18 protein-coding genes and 1 pseudogene are annotated in these 17,065 nt (G+C 35.3%); 12 read left to right on the top strand and 7 right to left on the bottom strand.

Translation table 11 applies throughout. From position 1 onward, the window contains the following. The 5 genes from Q0L29_RS03970 to rimP form a co-directional block, all read right to left on the bottom strand. On the bottom strand, positions 1-432 hold a 432-nt coding region (locus tag Q0L29_RS03970; protein WP_296619284.1), incomplete at its 3' end, for an SgcJ/EcaC family oxidoreductase. Between the two features lie 88 nt (positions 433-520). Beyond that, the gene (locus tag Q0L29_RS03975; protein WP_296619286.1) at positions 521-1,312 is read right to left on the bottom strand and encodes an SH3 domain-containing protein; all 792 of its coding nucleotides are present in this window, start codon (positions 1,310-1,312) and stop codon (positions 521-523) included. Positions 1,313-1,517: 205 nt separating this feature from the next. After that, positions 1,518-4,568, bottom strand: a complete 3,051-nt coding sequence (infB, locus tag Q0L29_RS03980; protein WP_296619287.1) for a translation initiation factor IF-2 — start codon at positions 4,566-4,568, stop codon at positions 1,518-1,520. A 51-nt stretch (positions 4,569-4,619) separates the two neighbouring features. Then, positions 4,620-5,861, bottom strand: a complete 1,242-nt coding sequence (nusA, locus tag Q0L29_RS03985; RefSeq protein ID WP_296619289.1) for a transcription termination factor NusA — start codon at positions 5,859-5,861, stop codon at positions 4,620-4,622. A 1-nt stretch (position 5,862) separates the two neighbouring features. Beyond that, positions 5,863-6,336, bottom strand: coding sequence for a ribosome maturation factor RimP (rimP, locus tag Q0L29_RS03990; protein WP_296619290.1), 474 nt, complete (start codon positions 6,334-6,336; stop codon positions 5,863-5,865). A gap of 192 nt (positions 6,337-6,528) precedes the next feature. Here rimP and cysS point away from each other — a divergent pair, with 192 nt between their 5' ends. Both cysS and Q0L29_RS04000 read left to right on the top strand, forming a co-directional pair. After that, complete coding sequence (gene cysS, locus Q0L29_RS03995) at positions 6,529-8,016, top strand: cysteine--tRNA ligase (protein WP_296619293.1); 1,488 nt, start codon at positions 6,529-6,531, stop codon at positions 8,014-8,016. Between the two features lie 674 nt (positions 8,017-8,690). Further along, a complete protein-coding gene (locus Q0L29_RS04000) occupies positions 8,691-9,452 on the top strand; it encodes a hypothetical protein (protein WP_296619295.1) in 762 nt (253 codons plus the stop codon). Between the two features lie 21 nt (positions 9,453-9,473). Here Q0L29_RS04000 and Q0L29_RS04005 read toward each other — a convergent pair whose 3' ends face one another. Next, a complete protein-coding gene (locus tag Q0L29_RS04005; RefSeq protein ID WP_296619297.1) occupies positions 9,474-10,400 on the bottom strand; it encodes an App1 family protein in 927 nt (308 codons plus the stop codon). A 105-nt stretch (positions 10,401-10,505) separates the two neighbouring features. Between Q0L29_RS04005 and Q0L29_RS04010 the strand changes: the two genes are divergently transcribed. Together Q0L29_RS04010 and Q0L29_RS04015 are read left to right on the top strand one after the other, a co-directional pair. Further along, the gene (locus Q0L29_RS04010; RefSeq protein ID WP_296619298.1) at positions 10,506-11,387 is read left to right on the top strand and encodes a diacylglycerol kinase family protein; all 882 of its coding nucleotides are present in this window, start codon (positions 10,506-10,508) and stop codon (positions 11,385-11,387) included. A gap of 178 nt (positions 11,388-11,565) precedes the next feature. Then, positions 11,566-11,700: a hypothetical protein gene (locus Q0L29_RS04015; protein WP_296619299.1), complete on the top strand. Its 135-nt coding sequence runs from the start codon at positions 11,566-11,568 to the stop codon at positions 11,698-11,700. Here the strand turns inward: Q0L29_RS04015 and Q0L29_RS04020 are convergent. Further along, the gene (locus Q0L29_RS04020; protein ID WP_296619301.1) at positions 11,697-12,248 is read right to left on the bottom strand and encodes a hypothetical protein; all 552 of its coding nucleotides are present in this window, start codon (positions 12,246-12,248) and stop codon (positions 11,697-11,699) included. The genes Q0L29_RS04015 and Q0L29_RS04020 overlap by 4 nt on opposite strands. Positions 12,249-12,299: 51 nt before the next feature. Between Q0L29_RS04020 and Q0L29_RS04025 the strand changes: the two genes are divergently transcribed. From Q0L29_RS04025 to Q0L29_RS04060, 8 genes and pseudogenes are all read left to right on the top strand, one after another. Further along, entirely contained in the window at positions 12,300-12,479 is a 180-nt protein-coding gene (locus tag Q0L29_RS04025) for a CPXCG motif-containing cysteine-rich protein (protein ID WP_296619303.1), read from the top strand. A gap of 73 nt (positions 12,480-12,552) precedes the next feature. After that, positions 12,553-13,317, top strand: coding sequence for an SDR family NAD(P)-dependent oxidoreductase (locus tag Q0L29_RS04030; RefSeq protein ID WP_296619304.1), 765 nt, complete (start codon positions 12,553-12,555; stop codon positions 13,315-13,317). Then, the gene (locus Q0L29_RS04035) at positions 13,307-13,879 is read left to right on the top strand and encodes a DNA-3-methyladenine glycosylase I (RefSeq protein WP_296619305.1); all 573 of its coding nucleotides are present in this window, start codon (positions 13,307-13,309) and stop codon (positions 13,877-13,879) included. The genes Q0L29_RS04030 and Q0L29_RS04035 overlap by 11 nt, the downstream gene beginning before the upstream one ends. A gap of 233 nt (positions 13,880-14,112) precedes the next feature. Next, on the top strand, positions 14,113-14,655 hold the full coding sequence (locus Q0L29_RS04040; RefSeq protein WP_296619306.1) for a hypothetical protein: 543 nt from the start codon (positions 14,113-14,115) through the stop codon (positions 14,653-14,655). A gap of 468 nt (positions 14,656-15,123) precedes the next feature. Further along, a complete protein-coding gene (gene rpsU / locus Q0L29_RS04045) occupies positions 15,124-15,315 on the top strand; it encodes a 30S ribosomal protein S21 (protein ID WP_296619308.1) in 192 nt (63 codons plus the stop codon). 135 nt (positions 15,316-15,450) lie between these two features. Continuing rightward, a complete protein-coding gene (locus Q0L29_RS04050; protein ID WP_296619309.1) occupies positions 15,451-16,332 on the top strand; it encodes a tyrosine-type recombinase/integrase in 882 nt (293 codons plus the stop codon). Between the two features lie 24 nt (positions 16,333-16,356). After that, positions 16,357-16,656 (top strand): ribosome-associated translation inhibitor RaiA, encoded by a 300-nt coding sequence (gene raiA, locus Q0L29_RS04055; protein WP_296619311.1) that lies wholly within the window; start codon positions 16,357-16,359, stop codon positions 16,654-16,656. A gap of 79 nt (positions 16,657-16,735) precedes the next feature. Continuing rightward, positions 16,736-17,065 (top strand): annotated as a pseudogene (locus Q0L29_RS04060) (tol-pal system protein YbgF); the annotation flags it as partial.

Here is a 17,065-nt window from a genome sequence, read left to right on the forward strand (position 1 = left end):
TATGAAATGGGTTTCTTTTCCGGGCGCTATGTCTGTATTATGGGCAGAAGCGCAGCTCCAATTTCCATCCTCATTTTGATGTACTACAAAAGTAAAAATAGTATTTCTAGGATGAGCTTTTTTGCCATTTATTGAAGTTTGACCTTTCAAATGAACCCGAGCATTCACCACTGCGATGGTATCTGATAAATATTTGATTTTTATTTTTCTTAAAGACAGTTCCGAATCTTTGAAAATTACTTTTAACCCGTAATCATGTGCCTCAAAAATGGAACTTCTATCATGCCACCATAAGCCAGTAACATTGATAAATTCTGCATCATCATCAAAAATGGAAGCAAGCATTTTAGCGTCTTTAAGGTTCCATGTTTTTATGAATTCGGTGGGTACATCCTTCGGGTTTTGAATACTTAATGAGTTAAATTCAGCCATAATTTGTTTGTTTAAGTAATTACAACTCAATTAAAACAAAAATAGCCACTAATTAGCAGCTATTTTTATGATTTTATATGGTTATATATTATTCACTGACTGCTTCATCAGTTTGAGCAACTTCTTTTTTGGTCTCAGTTTCAGTACTGTCCATTTCTTCAACAGGCCCTTCTAGCACTTCATCTTCTTCACTATTCAACTCATCCAATTCATCTTTTAAATCCACAATAAACTGCGAGGATGTAAATGACTCGTTCTCTAAGATTTCTTGAATAGCTTCACTGCGTTCTTCTTCGTCTTCTATCTCTAATGCTTTTTGTGCATAAACGGCTACAGCAATGTCAACTTCATTATCAGATAAGTCAGTACGTTTAACCCAGCCGGAAGAGAACCATTTGTCTCCTTGTTTTTTACCTTTTACTTCAACCCATTCATCTTTAGTATCCATTAAGGCTAAAACGTCCATCGAACTAAAGCTTTTATCCGTCTTGGTTAATAAATCAGGACGTTTAAAAATTTGAGCTTCTCTTACTGCGGTTACGGCTGTTCCTTCTACTACAAAATCTTTCACGACCCATCCTTGCTGATCATCACCTAATTTGATCTCAACATATTCCCTATTCTTTTCTGTGGAATCAACCGCAGTTTTTCCAGTAATCAATACTTTCTCGCCCAAACTTATAGATGATATCCATTTTCCATCTGATGATGGTTCTTCTCGTACAGAGATGCCATCCCAAATAGAAACAGCATCGACCATTTTCGGTGCTTCTTGTTTAGTACTTTCTTTCTCTTCAGATTCTTTGTTTTCATTGCCTGAACAAGAAAACAGCCCGAAGGCAAGAATTGCACAGGATAGTAAGTAGTAATAATTTTTCATAATTGGTTTTTTGGTTTAGAAATTTCGAACTAATGTAAGTGTTTTTAAAAAGCCAGAAAATAAAAACTTTGAATAATTTAGTTTTTATGCTGATTCTCAAGAGGATTAGCAATTAATTTTAGCCCAATGCATTAGGGTTTAATGCAAAAAAAAGCCGATTAAATTTTAATCTAATCGGCTTTCAATTTATAATTTAACTTGAAGTTTATTTCAAGGTTCTTTTTACTTCTCTTTCTTCAAAACCTTCAATCACATCACCTTCGATAATGTCATTATAGCCTTTAATGCTTATACCACATTCATAGCCTTTCTTCACTTCCTGTACATCATCTTTGAAACGTTTTAATTGATCAATTTCACCTTCATACTTCACAATACCTTCCCTAATCAACCTGATTTTATTGTTACGTTTCACATATCCATCAGTCACCATACAACCGGCTACAGTACCAATTTTAGAGATTTTAAATATTTCTCTAACCTCAATATTACCTGTAATGAATTCCTCTTTAGTTGGTGCTAACATACCTTCCATGGCATCTTTCAACTCATTGATGGCATCATAGATGATAGAGTATAATCTGATTTCTATTTCTTCATTATCAGCTAATCTTCTGGCATTTTGCGATGGTCTAACCTGGAAACCTAATATAATGGCATCAGATGCTGAGGCTAACAATACATCAGACTCTGAAATTGGTCCAACTGCTTTATGAATAATGTTAATCTGAATCTCTTCAGTTGATAACTTCAATAATGAATCAGATAATGCTTCAATTGAACCATCCACATCACCTTTGATGATTACATTCAGCTCTTTAAACGAACCAATTGCCAATCTACGTCCAATTTCATCAAGCGTAATATGCTTTTTAGTTCGCATAGTCTGCTCACGCTGAATTTGTTCACGCTTATTCGCTATATCCCTTGCCTCACGGTCAGTTTCCATTACATTGAAACGGTCACCTGCTTGTGGTGCTCCATCTAAACCTAGCATTAATACAGGAGTAGAAGGGCCGGCTTCTGCTACTTTCTGACCTTTATGGTCGAACATCGCTTTTACTTTACCATAATGGGCTCCTGCTAATACTACATCTCCAACTTTCAATGTACCTGCCTGAACCATAATAGTGGTTACATAACCTCTACCTTTATCTAGCTCTGCTTCCACAACAGTTCCAACTGCTGATTTTTTAGCATTCGCTTTAAGTTCTAATACTTCAGCCTCTAATAATACTTTTTCTAAAAGGTCTTCAATACCCTGACCTGTTTTAGCAGATACTTCCTGGCACTGATATTTACCTCCCCAATCCTCAACCAAAATGTTGATATTGGCTAATTGTTCTTTAATTTTTTCAACGTTAGCATTTGGCTTATCCACTTTGTTAATGGCAATTACCATTGGAACACCTGCTACTTGAGCGTGATTAATCGCTTCTTTTGTTTGAGGCATAACGGCATCATCCGCTGCAACTACAATAATGGCAACATCGGTGATTTTAGCACCCCTTGCACGCATGGCTGTAAAAGCTTCGTGACCTGGAGTATCTAAGAAAGCCACTTTTTTGCCTGATTCGGTCATTACATCATAAGCACCGATGTGCTGTGTAATACCACCAGCTTCACCTGCTGTTACCTTTGATTCGCGAATAAAATCAAGCAATGAAGTTTTACCGTGATCAACGTGACCCATGATGGTAACAATCGGAGCTCTATCCTTCAAGTCTTCCGGACTATCTTGCTCTTCAATTACCTCTGTTTCATCGTCTGCCTCAGTAAATTTCACATCATAACCAAATTCATCTGCAATGATGGTGATAGTTTCTGCATCCAATCGTTGATTGATAGATGCAAAAATTCCCAGATTCATACATTTAGCGATGACATCATTAACGCTTACATCCATTAGAGATGCTAAGTCGTTTGCCGAAATAAACTCAGTTGTTTTGATTAATTTGGATTCTTGTTCTTGCTGTTGCAAGTCGTCCTCCCTTTTATCTGCCTGAGTTTGACGTTTTTCTTTTCTATATTTAGAACGATTACCACTTGCTCCCGGTGATTTACCACTTAAGCGAGCCATCGTCTGCTTGATTTGTTCTTGGATTTCCTTCTCAGTAGGTTCAGCTTTTTCTACTCGTCCTTTTCTTCCTCTATTTCTATCGCTACTACCGCCTCCTCTATTTTGACCTTGCTGACCCGGACCTCTATTTTGACCTGGTCCACCACCACTTCTAGTATCTTGTGGTTTGTTACCAGCATTTCCAGGAATTCTTTTTCTAGGACGCTTTCCTCTTCTTGCTTCTTTTTTATCATCAGAAGAAGCAACAGGTTTAACACCTTTTTTACCTTTTCTTTCTTTTTCTTTAGGTAACTCGATTTTACCTAAAACGGTCAAACCTTTCAAAGAATCTGCTTTGGCAGATATTGTAGAATCTCTTGGTTTTTCCTGTGTTAGTGGAAGCTTTTCAGTTGGCTTATCTTCAGTCTTCTTTTCTTCTTTTGGAGCCTTTTCTTTAGGCGTTTCAGTTTTTGGCTGTTCTTCTTTCTTAGGTTCCTCCTTCTTAGTTTCTTCTTTTGGCTTCGCTGCCTTAGGTGAATCCTCTTGTTTAGTGGCTGCTACCTTTTTTTCTTCTTTCTTAGGCTCCTCTTTAGAAGTTTCCTCCTTTTTAGGTTCTTCCTTTTTCTCCTCTACTTTTCCTTTTGGAGCTTCTTCAGCTTCTTTCTTTTCAGCGACAGGAGGAGTATCTTCCTTTTTAGGTTCCTCGGCAGGCTTTGGAGTTTCCTGCTGAGTTCCTTTTTTCTTGTCGTCTAGATCTATTTTACCTAAAACCTTTGGACCTGATAGTCTTGGGCTTTCGGATTTGTAGACATCATCTTTAGACTCTTCTTCTTTTTTAGCAGCTGGCTGCTCAGCAGGCTTTTGTTCTGGCTGAGAACTTTTTTCTTTAGCTTCGCCCGCATTTTTGATAAGAACTTTTTCCTCATCATCATTATCATCATTGCGATCGGCATCTGAATCGATGATTACATTGCTATTATGTTTTTTACCAATGGACAAACTAGATGCTTCCTCTTTCTCTTGTGCAGAGGAGGCAAACTCTTTTGCGAGCATTCCAAATTGCTCTTCTGTGATTTTTGAGTTTGGCTTACTATCCACCTCATATCCTTTTTTGCCCAAGAAATCTGTGATTGTAGATAATCCTACATTCAGTTTCCTTGCCGCAAGGTTGAGTCGCATCATTTTTTCTTCTGACATAAATGCTTTGTATTCTGCTAAAAAATTATTGAACCTGAGTAATAAAAAGTCTTACTCAAATTCTTGACTAAATATTTTAAATATCTCGTCTATTGTTTCTTCTTCTAAGTCGGTCATTCTAACCAACTCTTCTTTACCTAATTCCAACACTCTTTTGGCGGTGTCAAGCCCAACTTTTTTCAATTCCACAATAACCCAATCTTCCAATACGTCATTGAATTCATCGATCAATACGTCTTCTTCTTCAGCATCAGTCAATTCACGGAATACATCTATTTCCATTCCGACTAATTTACTTGCCAATTTGATGTTTTGACCTCCTTTACCAATAGCTAAAGAGACCTGATCAGGCTTCAAATATACTGAAACTCGTTTATTCTCTGTATCTATTTTCATAGAACTTAATTTTGCAGGGCTTAATGCACGCTGAATATAAAGTTCCATATTTTCAGTAAAGTTAATTACATCAATATTCTCATTCTGTAATTCTCTAACAATACTGTGAATCCGTGAACCTTTCATACCAACACAAGCTCCTACCGGATCAATTCTATCATCATAAGATTCAACGGATACTTTTGCTCTTTCTCCGGGCTCTCTTACAATTTTCTTGATATTGATAATTTCATCATAAATTTCAGGAACTTCTTGCTCAAACAAACGCTCCAAGAAAACAGGAGATGTTCTTGAAAGTACAATTTTAGGATTTCCATTTTGCATTTCCACTCTGTGAACAACTGCACGAACGGAATCTCCTTTTCTGAATCTATCTTTTGAGATTTGCTCAGATTTTAATAATACTAATTCATTTCCATCTGCATCCGTCAATAAAGTTTCACGGCTGAGAATCTGGTACACCTCACCTGTTATGATTTCTCCAACAAGTTCGCTGTATTTATTAAATAAAATATCTTTCTCAAGGTCTTTTACCTTTTGAATAAGCGTCTGACGAGCCGTAGTTACAGCTCTTCTTCCAAAGTGCTCTAATTCAACCTCTTCAGCTACCTCTTCACCAATTTCGAAATCGGGCTCAATTTTTCTGGCCTCAGTCAAACTGATTTTATCATGATCCCAGATATCTTCTGAGTTGTCATCCACAATTTCGCGGAAACGCCAGATTTCAAGGTCACCCTTGTCAGCGTTTATAATAATGTCAAAATTATCGTCCGTTTCGTATTTTTTACGAATCATAGTTTTAAATACATCCTCCAGGATACGAATCATGGTGGGACGGTCGATATTTTTCTGCCTTGCAAAATCGGCAAACGATTCTATTAAATTTGATGTGTCCATGTTACTTAAATGAAACCAAGACTTTTGTTTTGTCTATATTCTCGAATGAAACTTTCGTTTCTTCCAACTTTATTTTCTTTTTTTCTTTTTCCTTTATTTCCTGATTTACAAGAATAAAGTCTTTATTTGCTTCCAAAAGTTCACCTCTGATTACTTTTCCATCTGTAGTATCCACTTTTACTTTCCTGCCAATATTTTTTAAATACTGCCTAAGGTTAGTTAATGGATGATCTAAACCAGGAGAAGAAACTTCCAACACATAAGCCTTTTCCAACACTTCATCTTCTTCCATTCGGTGCGCTAATTGACGACTTACGCTTGCGCAATAATCAATTGAAACACCTTCATCTCCATCAAGTAGTACAACGATTTTCAATTTATCGTTTCCACTAATCACAATTTCCACAATAAAATATTGTGGGTCTGTGATAATCTCTTCTAAATAAGACTTTATTTTTTCGTCTAAACCTGTCATTCTACGATAAAAAAGAGGGGACTTAAAAGCCCCCTCATGATGTTGTTTTACTAACTTTGTTGCAAATTTAGAGTAAATAATTGAGCAAAACAAATAGTGTGGGCTAACAGATTTACATATTATTAGTATAGAAGTATAAATTCAATCAGGAATTTGTGCCAAAAAAGAGAATCTTATTTATAATTTTGCCTTATGGACAAAGAATTAAAGATACAAAACTCGCTGACACGACAGAAGGAAATCTTCAAACCTATCAATCCTCCCTTTGTAGGGATGTACGTTTGCGGACCAACTGTATATAGTGATGCCCATATGGGAAATGTTAGAACGTTCATGAGTTTTGATGTCATAAACCGCTATTTGCGCCATTTGGGATATAAAGTCCGATATGTTAGAAATATCACGGATGTAGGACATTTGGTAGATGATGCGGATGACGGAGAAGATAAAATCGGAAAAAAAGCCAAGCTCGAAAATGTAGAGCCTATGGAAATTGTCCAACGATACGCTAATGGATTCCACAGGGTGATGGATTTATTTAATATTCTCGAACCTGATATTGAACCGACAGCTACTGGCCATATAGTAGAACAAATTGAAATTAATAAAAAATTATTGGATAAAGGATGGGCTTATGAAAAAAATGGATCTATCTATTTTGATGTATCCAAATATAATGAAGCCCACGAATACGGAAAATTAAGCGGAAGAAAAATAGAAGACCTTCAAAGTAATACCCGAACCTTGGATGGGCAAGATGATAAGAAGAACCCACTTGATTTTGCTTTATGGAAAAAGGCTTCGGATGAACATATTATGCGCTGGCCTTCTCCCTGGAGTGATGGCTTTCCGGGTTGGCATCTGGAGTGCACCGTGATGAGCACAAAATATTTAGGAGAAACATTTGATATTCATGGTGGTGGAATGGATTTGAAATTTCCACATCACGAATGTGAAATTGCTCAGGCAGTGGGTGCAAATGGAAAATCGCCCGTTAATTACTGGATTCATACCAATATGTTGACGGTAAATGGGCAAAAGATGAGTAAATCATTAGGTAATTCTTTCTTGCCTACTCAGTTAGTAACAGGAAACCATGATATGTTGGAGCAAGGATATTCTCCTATGACCGTCCGATTTTTCATGATGCAAACGCATTACTCAAGTACTCTGGATTTTAGCAATGATGCTTTGAAAGCAGCCCAAAAAGGATACCGAAGATTGGCAAATGGCTTGAAAATCATTAAAAGTCTGAGCTTTATAAATGATGAAGGCAAGAAAAATGAGAAGGCCATAAGTCAGATTGAGCAAGCTAGTGAAGGATGTTACAAATCTATGAACGATGATTTTAACACAGCTAAAACCATTGCTCAGCTTTTTGAATTATTGAAGAAAATAAATTCACTGCATACTGGCCAATTAAAATTTGGAGAAATTGGACAGGATACTTTTGAAAAGCTATCTAATACCTACCAAACTTTTATGGAAGAGGTTTTAGGCTTGAAAGAAGAGACTCCAACCGAAGTTGATCCTATTATTGATGCTTTGTTGGAATTTTATAAAAAAGCGAAAGCAGAAAAGAATTATGACCAGGTTGATGAAATAAGAGCAATTCTAAAATCTAATAAACTAATCATTAAAGACCTTAAAACAGGTGTGGATTGGGGATATGAGGAGTAGCTGTAAATGATTTGAGGTCTAGGAACAAAAAAGGCAATCATGTTATAATGATTGCCTTTTTCCTTTCTGGGACACCATAGTTATTCAAAGTATAAATATTTTAGTAAAATAAAAGTATTTAGAATGAAGGTACAGGAGGGTTTAAATAAGGGTACAATAATACCGAATTCATTTAATGAATTTATTAATGGCTAACTCCTCCAATTTCGCCATAAGCGAAAAAGTGGGCTGGCGGGTAAAATGGCGGGCCAGCGTTGGCAAATGTGTGAAGCAGCATCATTTTACCTAGATTTTTTGCCAGCCAATAGCTGGTCAGCCTCTGGCTGACATACTTTTTCATCAATGGAAAAAGTATGAAGCATAAACGAGCATTAAAATTCAAAATTGACAACTTAAAGCTTATTTGTGCTCTCTGGGAGACGATAAAACATTAAAAAAATACTTCAAAACCAATAAAACGCAATGTTATAGTTTTACCCAGGAAAACAGGAGAAAGGCGATTAGGGGGATTTGATTGCCTTTTTCGTTTGAAATTAATCTATTTAGTAGGTTTAGAATTAGCCTAAAGTAACCTAAGCCCAGGGGTTTTGGTGATTCAAATTAGGGAGAAAGAAACCTTAAGCTTTTAATATAATTTAAAATCTCTCTAATTTTAACTTTAAATTTAGTTAATAATGAATATAACACTTCAGCTTTCCATAACTCTAATAGTTAGTTTTCTTACAATAACCTCATTAAATGCTCAAGATCAATGGAATTATGGTTTAAAAATTGGAATGTATAACTACCAAATGAATGGAAATATATCAGGCAGATATGATGATATAGATGTTAAAGTTCATATACCATACTGGGACATCTATGAGCCAAAATTTCCATTCATGGGAATATTTGTAGAACAGCCTCTAAAAATACTGCCCTATTTTAGTATCACATATGATTTCTCCACTTTTGAACGCTATTTGTTTATTTCTCCTCAGGATTATAATCCACCTTCTGGTTTTCTAATACCACAAGGAGGTGCTTTTACTACAACTTACCAAAATTTCACATTAGGTATTTTACCCTCCATTCATATTAAGAGAGATTTAAACACCAGGCTTTTTGCGGGTTACGAAATCCATTATTTCCATCATAAAGATGAAACCTTGTATGCCTCGGATTTTTCTCCAAGATGGTTAAATAATAACATCAGGCGTTTTGAAGTGGCCAAGAAATTTGTGGAGGAAAACCCTATGGTGCCTTTCGTACATCATTTGGCAGTTGGCGCAGAAGTGAAATTTTGGCGATTGGGCTTGGAGGTGAAATACTTATTGGGTTTAAATTCCCCTTTGCGCAATGTGAAGCTAAATGATGAATTTACCTATCCTTATCGAACGCAAACTAATAGTCTGTACTATTCTCTGAAATTTTATTTTAGAAAAGATAAAGATTGAGAAAAGAATTAAGAAATGGATTTAACTTATGAAGCCCATTTTCTTTGCATGAATAGCGGCCTCTTCAGTATTTTCTAATAATAGTAATGGCACTCCCTTTTCCTCAAATTCCTGGGTAGTTTTTTGATCGAAATCGTCTTTCTTTCCAATTTTTCGGATATAAACGGCTAATATTCTATCAGGGAATTCGTGCAATGCTTGTCTATAAATTTCAGTATCCCTTTGTCCGCTGTCTCCAATTAATATAAATTTCAGCTTAGGAAAGAGCGTCATCAATCTTTTTATTTTATCCTGCTTATGTTGATGGCTTCCCCCACCAGTAAAAAGTAAATCTTTTAAGCCAGATTTATACTCTTGCAAAAGAAATGGTCCTTTAGGAATGTTTCTGACTTTGAAAAAATCCTGTAGAAAATCATATAAATTCCATTCGCTGCTACTGACATAGAAAAATGGGTTTTCTTGAGCCTTTAATTCTTTATAGAATTCTGCCACTCCCTCAAAAGGCAGTCTTGTTTTCGCATTTTTAGTCATGATGAGACGAAATTTCTTGATGAGTTGAGTAGCATGGGAAACTAAAATAGTATCATCAATATCAGAAATGGTTCCGAATTCTACCTTTTCACCTATAATCAAAAACTCGCCTTCTTCCCTAAAGATTTCTTGATTTTCTTCATTAATAGTATAAACTACAGGGTGCCAACCAGGCTCTAAATTTTGCTTTGGTTCAACCCATGCGCTGAAATAACCGTATTCATCAGTCTGTGTGGTGAAGTTTTCATCACCTAAAATGATTTGTACTTTCATTTCTGGAATAGGGGAGCTTAGATAGCGAGAAAGCATAATTCTAAAATTTTTCCTTCTTTTATCAGTAGCTTTTGAATCAAACTCTGGACGGTTTTCCAAAACTCCTCCTTTTAGGTAAATCAGATTTTGATTTCCATAGCCCATGAAAGGAACAATTTTAGGCGGGGAAATAATACCTAATAATCGTTTTAAATAAAGTGCAAATCGTATATTTAAAGAACGTAGAATAATTTCTAATTTTTAGTTTTAATGGAACCCAAAAAGCTACTTTTTATCATCAACCCAAAATCAGGGAATTCAGACAAATCCACTTTGGAAAAGCAAATATCCATTGTTTGTGATAAAAATAAGAAGGAATATGCGCTTTTCTATACATCTGGTGAAAATGATAAGGAAAAAATCAAAGAAAAGCAGTCGGACTATCAAGCAGATACCATAATAGCTTGCGGTGGGGATGGCACCGTCAATTTAGTCGCCCAGATTCTTGTAAATACTCCAACTCAAATGGGAATAATTCCTCTGGGTTCAGCAAATGGATTGGCTCATGAACTAGAAATTGAAGAAGAGATAGATGAAAGCTTAGCAATTGTTTTGCGTGGAAAAACTATTTCAATGGATGTTATTAGTATCAATAATGAATTTATTTGCCTTCATTTGAGCGACTTAGGCTTTAATGCACAAATGATAAAAGATTTTGAGGAAAGTGGTGAAAGAGGAATGTTATCTTATGCAAAATCATTTTTTGGTTCTTTAATGGAGAAAAAAACTACAGAATTCAAAATTGAATTTAATGCAACCAAAAAGACTGTTAAAGCTGAAATGATTGTTTTGGCTAATGCTTCCAGATACGGAACGGGAGCAGTAATAAACCCAGGAAGTAGAATGGATGATGGTTCTTTTGAACTGGTTATTTTCAAACCAATTCCTATGAAAGACTTATTATCTTTAACTTTAGAGTCCTTTCTAGGAGATATCAAAAACTCTCCTTATGTCGAAATTTATAAAGTCAAAGAGGCAAAAATTAACTGTCAGGAGGCAGAACTTTTACAAGTGGATGGTGAATTACAAGGGAAAAGCAAAGAAGTGAAAGCCGAGATCATTAAAGGAGCATTAAATGTAATTTTAAAGTAATTTCGGGACGGTTGAAACCGACCGATAAATGGATCTGCCATTAATGTAGATTAGAGATTAGACGGTTACAACCGTCAAACCGCAGAACACTCTGGAAAAAGATTTAAACCAGAGCAGTATTTCCTAACTTAAGGACATTGGGCTAGGGGAAAAGAGCAGTAAAAGTAATATCATAGTTATGGAAGATGAAAAACCTCAAACTGAAAAACGCTTCTCTAGAAAAGGCTTTGTTGCTATTGTCGTATTATCAATTGCAGCTTTTGGTTTATATAATATGATACTCGACTTTCTAAAATACTTAGGAATAATTTAATAATCTGTCACCATTTCTTCCACTTCATTCAATTTCTTAATTGAAGATCGTCCTGAAGTTGCATAAATAATTTCACCCTCTTTATTGACCACATAAAAGTAAGGTTGATCTTTTTCTGTCATTTTGAATAAGTCTTCATAATCACCCATTTTACCACTGTAAACAATCACATGGGAGTGCAGTTTTTTATCTACATCTTTTTGCATTTTCCTGATTGCTGAACCTGAAGCTCCTCTTTTCAAACCCGTGAACATAGGGATGAATACAACATTTACGTCAGGTTTCATTTCAGGAATAAGGGCATTTGGGTCTGCTTCCCTAATAAATCTCTCCCATACGGGCTGAAACCATGTTTGCAAATCATCTTCTGCTTTTTTGCTAAAAGCGATACCTATTAAAGTCATTTTATCTTGTGTGGCTGAAGGAACTTTGATTTCTTCATCTGTTAAACTAGTTCCTGTCATTTCTGGGAAAGAATCTCCTACTTGAGCATTTGAAAAGTGTACTAAAATAAATAATGCTGCTATTGTTAAAGTTAAATTTTTCATACAATTCGAAACGTTGATTATGGAATTCTGTTATATTCAAAACTACAAATTATGCTAGAACATTTCTTTCACTGCCCGCATTGTTTTCAGGAAATTAGTATGCTGCTTGATATAAGCGTTTCAAAGCAGTCTTATGTTGAAGATTGCGAAGTTTGTTGTAATCCTTTACAGATCAATTTGGAAATAGAAGAAGGAGAAGTCATTTATTTTGAAGCTAATCCAGCTCAATGAATTTCGATTAGCACTTCAATAGAATATAATTTTTACTAAATTGAAATGAATTAACCTCTACTCTTTTTAAATCATGAAAATTGACTGTTCAAATCAACATATTTTAGTAACGGGCGGAACCAGAGGAATTGGTGCTGCCATCACACGAACATTAGTAGAATGTGGTGCTTATGTAGTAGCCCACTATAATAGAAATGAAGAATCCGCCCAAAAGCTTAAAAGTGAATTAGGCTCTAGCATCCATCTTATAAAAGCAGATTTGTCTGGCGCTATGGAAGTGGCGCGTTTGTTTAGCGAAACATTAGAATATTTTGATGGTAGATTAGACGGCATTGTCAATAATGCAGGAATTGCTTTATCATCCGATATCCATAAAAATGCGGTAGACTGGACTGATGATTGGTTGAAGACCATGGATGTGAATGTGAATGCAGTAGGATTATTGTGTAAAAGAAGTGTGGTACAATTTCAAAAACAGGAAAATGGAGGTAGAATTGTTAATATTTCTTCTCGCGCTGCTTTTAGAGGGGATACTGCCGATTATCTGGCTTATGCTACCTCAAAAGGAGCAGTCGTTTCTTTAACTAAATCCATTGCCAGGGCTTTTGGGAAGCAAAATATTAAAGCATTTACCGTTGCTCCGGGCTTTGTGAGAACGGATATGGCACAACAATTTATTGATCAATATGGAGAAGGCTTTGCTTTAGATGATATTGCACTCACCAAACTGACTGAACCAGAAGATATTTCCCCTACCATTGCTATGTTGATGTCAGGTTTGATGGATCACGCCACTGGAACTACCATTGATATTAATGCCGCAAGTTATGTCCACTGAGAAGGAAAGATGCCCTTGGTGCCTTGGTTTTGATCAATACGTCCAATACCATGATGAGGAATGGGGAGTGCCTGTTCATGATGATCAAAAACACTTTGAATTTTTAATTTTGGAAGGAGCTCAAGCAGGCTTAAGCTGGGCTACGGTTTTAAAGAAAAGAGAAAACTACAGAGAACTTTTTGGTGATTTTGATGCTCAAAAAGTGGCGAAGTTTGATCAAGCTAAAATTGATGAATTACTGCAAAACTCTCGAATTATAAGAAATAAATTAAAGGTAAATGGAGCGGTTATCAATGCCCAAAAGTTTCAGGAAGTGCAAAAGGAATTTGGAAGTTTTGATGAATACATTTGGTCATTTGTCAACCATAAACCTATTATTAATGAACTGAAATCTATGAAAGATGCACCCGCAACTTCTCCTGAATCGGATGCGCTGAGTAAAGATTTAAAGAAAAGAGGCTTTAAATTTGTTGGAAGTACTATTATGTATGCCCACATGCAAGCTTGCGGATTGGTAAATGATCATTTGACAAGTTGTTTTAGATATCAGGAATTGGCTTAAATGATTCTACTTTTATTTTATTCGATAAAGAAGCTTAATCCTATCGCCTGCCTCCGGCACGGAATGATGGCTTGATTAAAGGGGATCATTAAGCAGCTAAAGTGCTCTAGAGGAGAAAGTATTTTCCACCAGCCGGAGGCAGGCGGAAGAGGTCTTTTTTATTGAAAGATTCCATTAATGATTAATACTACCCGTGACAACAAAAAAAGCTTTTTTTAATATTTATACTTAGCATGAAAAAATTCGTCCTAATTTTTTTCTTAACCGCTACAGCTTGCTCTGTCAATACTTCTAAAAAAGTAGACCTGGAAAAGTTAAGATTTAGCTATACCGATGATGCTTACATATTTTTTAGAAATATGAGGCAATCAAATTATGACCTGGAAGTCATGGAGCAAGGAGGCTGGCGTATTTACAGACATGAAGATCGAAAATTAGACGTCACGGACTTTTATTATAATATTTCATTGGTTGTAAACTGGCGTGTGAATAGAATCTATCCCATTATAGAAATGCCTAAATCTATGGAAAAAGAAGGTTTTGAAGTGTTTTGGGAGGCTATGGAATCTCAAGAAAAAGGAAGGATTACCTTAGAGGGTGAAAAGCGAAGAGATGAAATGGTTTTTAGTACCAAGCTCTATAATAAAATGATAGATGAGGTGGAGATGTATGTTAATTATAAGGGCAATAAACGTCTTTTATTTGAGGACTCTGGTCATAAAGAAGCCTTTCGAGTAAGTATGTATGACTTTTACAGAATGACAGGTCTCTTATAATCCCTAATTACTTTTCAAACTATTAGCCACTGAGTGGCGCTATTAATTTAAGCTTTAGAATCTCATTTTTTTATCCTCCACAATGGGAGATGAAAATATTTATAAAACAACTACTACACTTTACCACAAAGAACAAAAGAGAACACAATTGATTTTATATAACTTCACTTTAAATCTTATTAATTAATTGGTATATATCACAAATAACCTTGGTTATTCACTTTTGTGTTCTTTTGTTTCTCTTGTGGTGGAAAAATGCTGATGGAAAAATTTATTTTTGCAATACTGTCTTAATTTCATTGTGTCAATTGAGACATTTTGCATGACTGCCCCGGTATTGAAATTCCAATGCATTAGGTTTTCCAAAATCATTCTTCTACCTTTGCAGTCCTCAAAACACAGGGCTAATTTATTAATTAACAATAGCTTTAAATTTTGAGAGATTATTCACGAGAGGAGGTGTAAATTATGATCGTAGTAAGCGTAAAAGAAAACGAATCGATTGATAAAGCTTTAAAACGCTTTAAGAAGAAGTTTGAGAAGACTGGTGCTTGGAAAGAAGTACGTGCTCGTCAACACTTCGTGAAGCCTTCTGTATCTAGAAGAAAAGAAGTTATCCGTGCCGCATATAGGCAAAAAATGAGGGATTTAGACAGCTAATTTTTATTTAGCTTTTCTCAAATAAATTTATTAAGTTAGTATCCACTTGCAACAATTGCATAGAAAGGATACTAACTTTTTTTTGTTTAAAACTTTAGTAATTCTTTCATTAAATCTTGATTGCTTAATTACTATATGCTGAATACTTTCCTGAAATATTTAGAATTTGAGAAACGCTACAGTAAGCACACTCTGATTTCCTATCAGAATGATTTGAATCAATTCAATATATTTTTAGAAAATCAATATCATCTACAAGATTTATTAAAGGCGGAACATCGGCATATCCGAGCATGGATAGTGGCTTTGATGCAAGAAAAAATGAACCCCAAAAGCATCAATAGAAAAATCATCTCATTAAGGGCTTTTTATAAATTTTCAATTTCAAGAGAAGCCGTCAATCAAAATCCCACTCAAAAAATAAAGGCTTTAAAAACCAGTAAAGAACTACCGCAATTTGTGCAGGAAAAAGAAATGGATAATCTATTATCCCTTATAGAATTTGCTGATGATTTTGAAGGAAGCAGAGATGCATTGATTATGGAATTGCTCTATGGAACAGGGATTAGACTTTCGGAACTCATCGGTTTAAAATATTCTGACTTCAACCTTCAATCCAAAACCATAAGAGTTTTGGGGAAAGGAAATAAAGAAAGAATCATTCCGTTTCATAGCAAAATACTAGAGCGATTGAATACCTATATTTCTTATAAAAATAAACTCTTTTCGGGCAACGAGAGCATCCCATTAATCGTTTCTATTAATGGAAACGAAGCATATCCGATGATGGTAAATCGCATTACTAAAAAATATCTCAATCAAGTTACAACGATTAGTAAAACAAGCCCTCATGTGCTGAGGCATACATTTGCAACACATTTATTAAATAAAGGAGCAGACCTTAATGCAGTAAAAGACTTGCTGGGACACAGCAGTTTGGCTGCCACTCAGGTCTACACCCATAATTCGCTTGACAAGCTCAAAAAAGTGTTTGATCAGGCGCATCCTAAAGCGTAAGTTTAACCATAAAACACAAAAATCATGAAGCTACAAATGCATTCAATCCACTTTGACGCAGACGCAAAACTGTTAGACTTTATTCAGAAGAGAATTGACAAATTGGAGACTTTTTATGATCGATTTATCGATGGTGAAGTTTTTCTAAGATTGGATAAAGACACAAACAACGCTAATAAAATTGTGGAGATTAAATTGAATATACCAGGCAATCAACTGTTCGCTAAAGAAAAAAGGGATTCATTTGAGGTTGGTATTGATGCTGCTGCCGAGGCTTTAAGGAGACAGATCAAAAAATTCAAAGAAAAACAAATGGCACATTAAACATTTTGATATAATATATATTTTAAAAGCTCGATTTCTGTCGAGCTTTTTTAATTTTACTTTCTTTACAATACTATAAATGCTTAAGAAATTACTCTTATTCACAACTTTACTTTCTTTAACTTTTTCAGTTAAAGCACAATATGTAATGAACCAAGATAGTAGTATCTTGCTCAATAACATGTACATCCAAATGGAAGTCAATGCTTCCGTTAACGCTATTTATAACGCCGAACATGAGAAGGTTGAGCAAGACTTTAAATGGTTGCGTTACCGATTCCCTAACCACCCACTTCCCTATTTTTTGTATGGCTTAAATGAGTGGTGGAAAATATTACCCGAACCCTCTCATTATCCTGATAATGAAAAAATGATTGCTTATTTGGATACCGCACTGTTTTATGCTGAA

Origin of the sequence: Marivirga sp., from assembly GCF_024636815.1 — a bacterium.
In the GTDB taxonomy this organism is placed as follows: domain Bacteria; phylum Bacteroidota; class Bacteroidia; order Cytophagales; family Cyclobacteriaceae; genus Marivirga.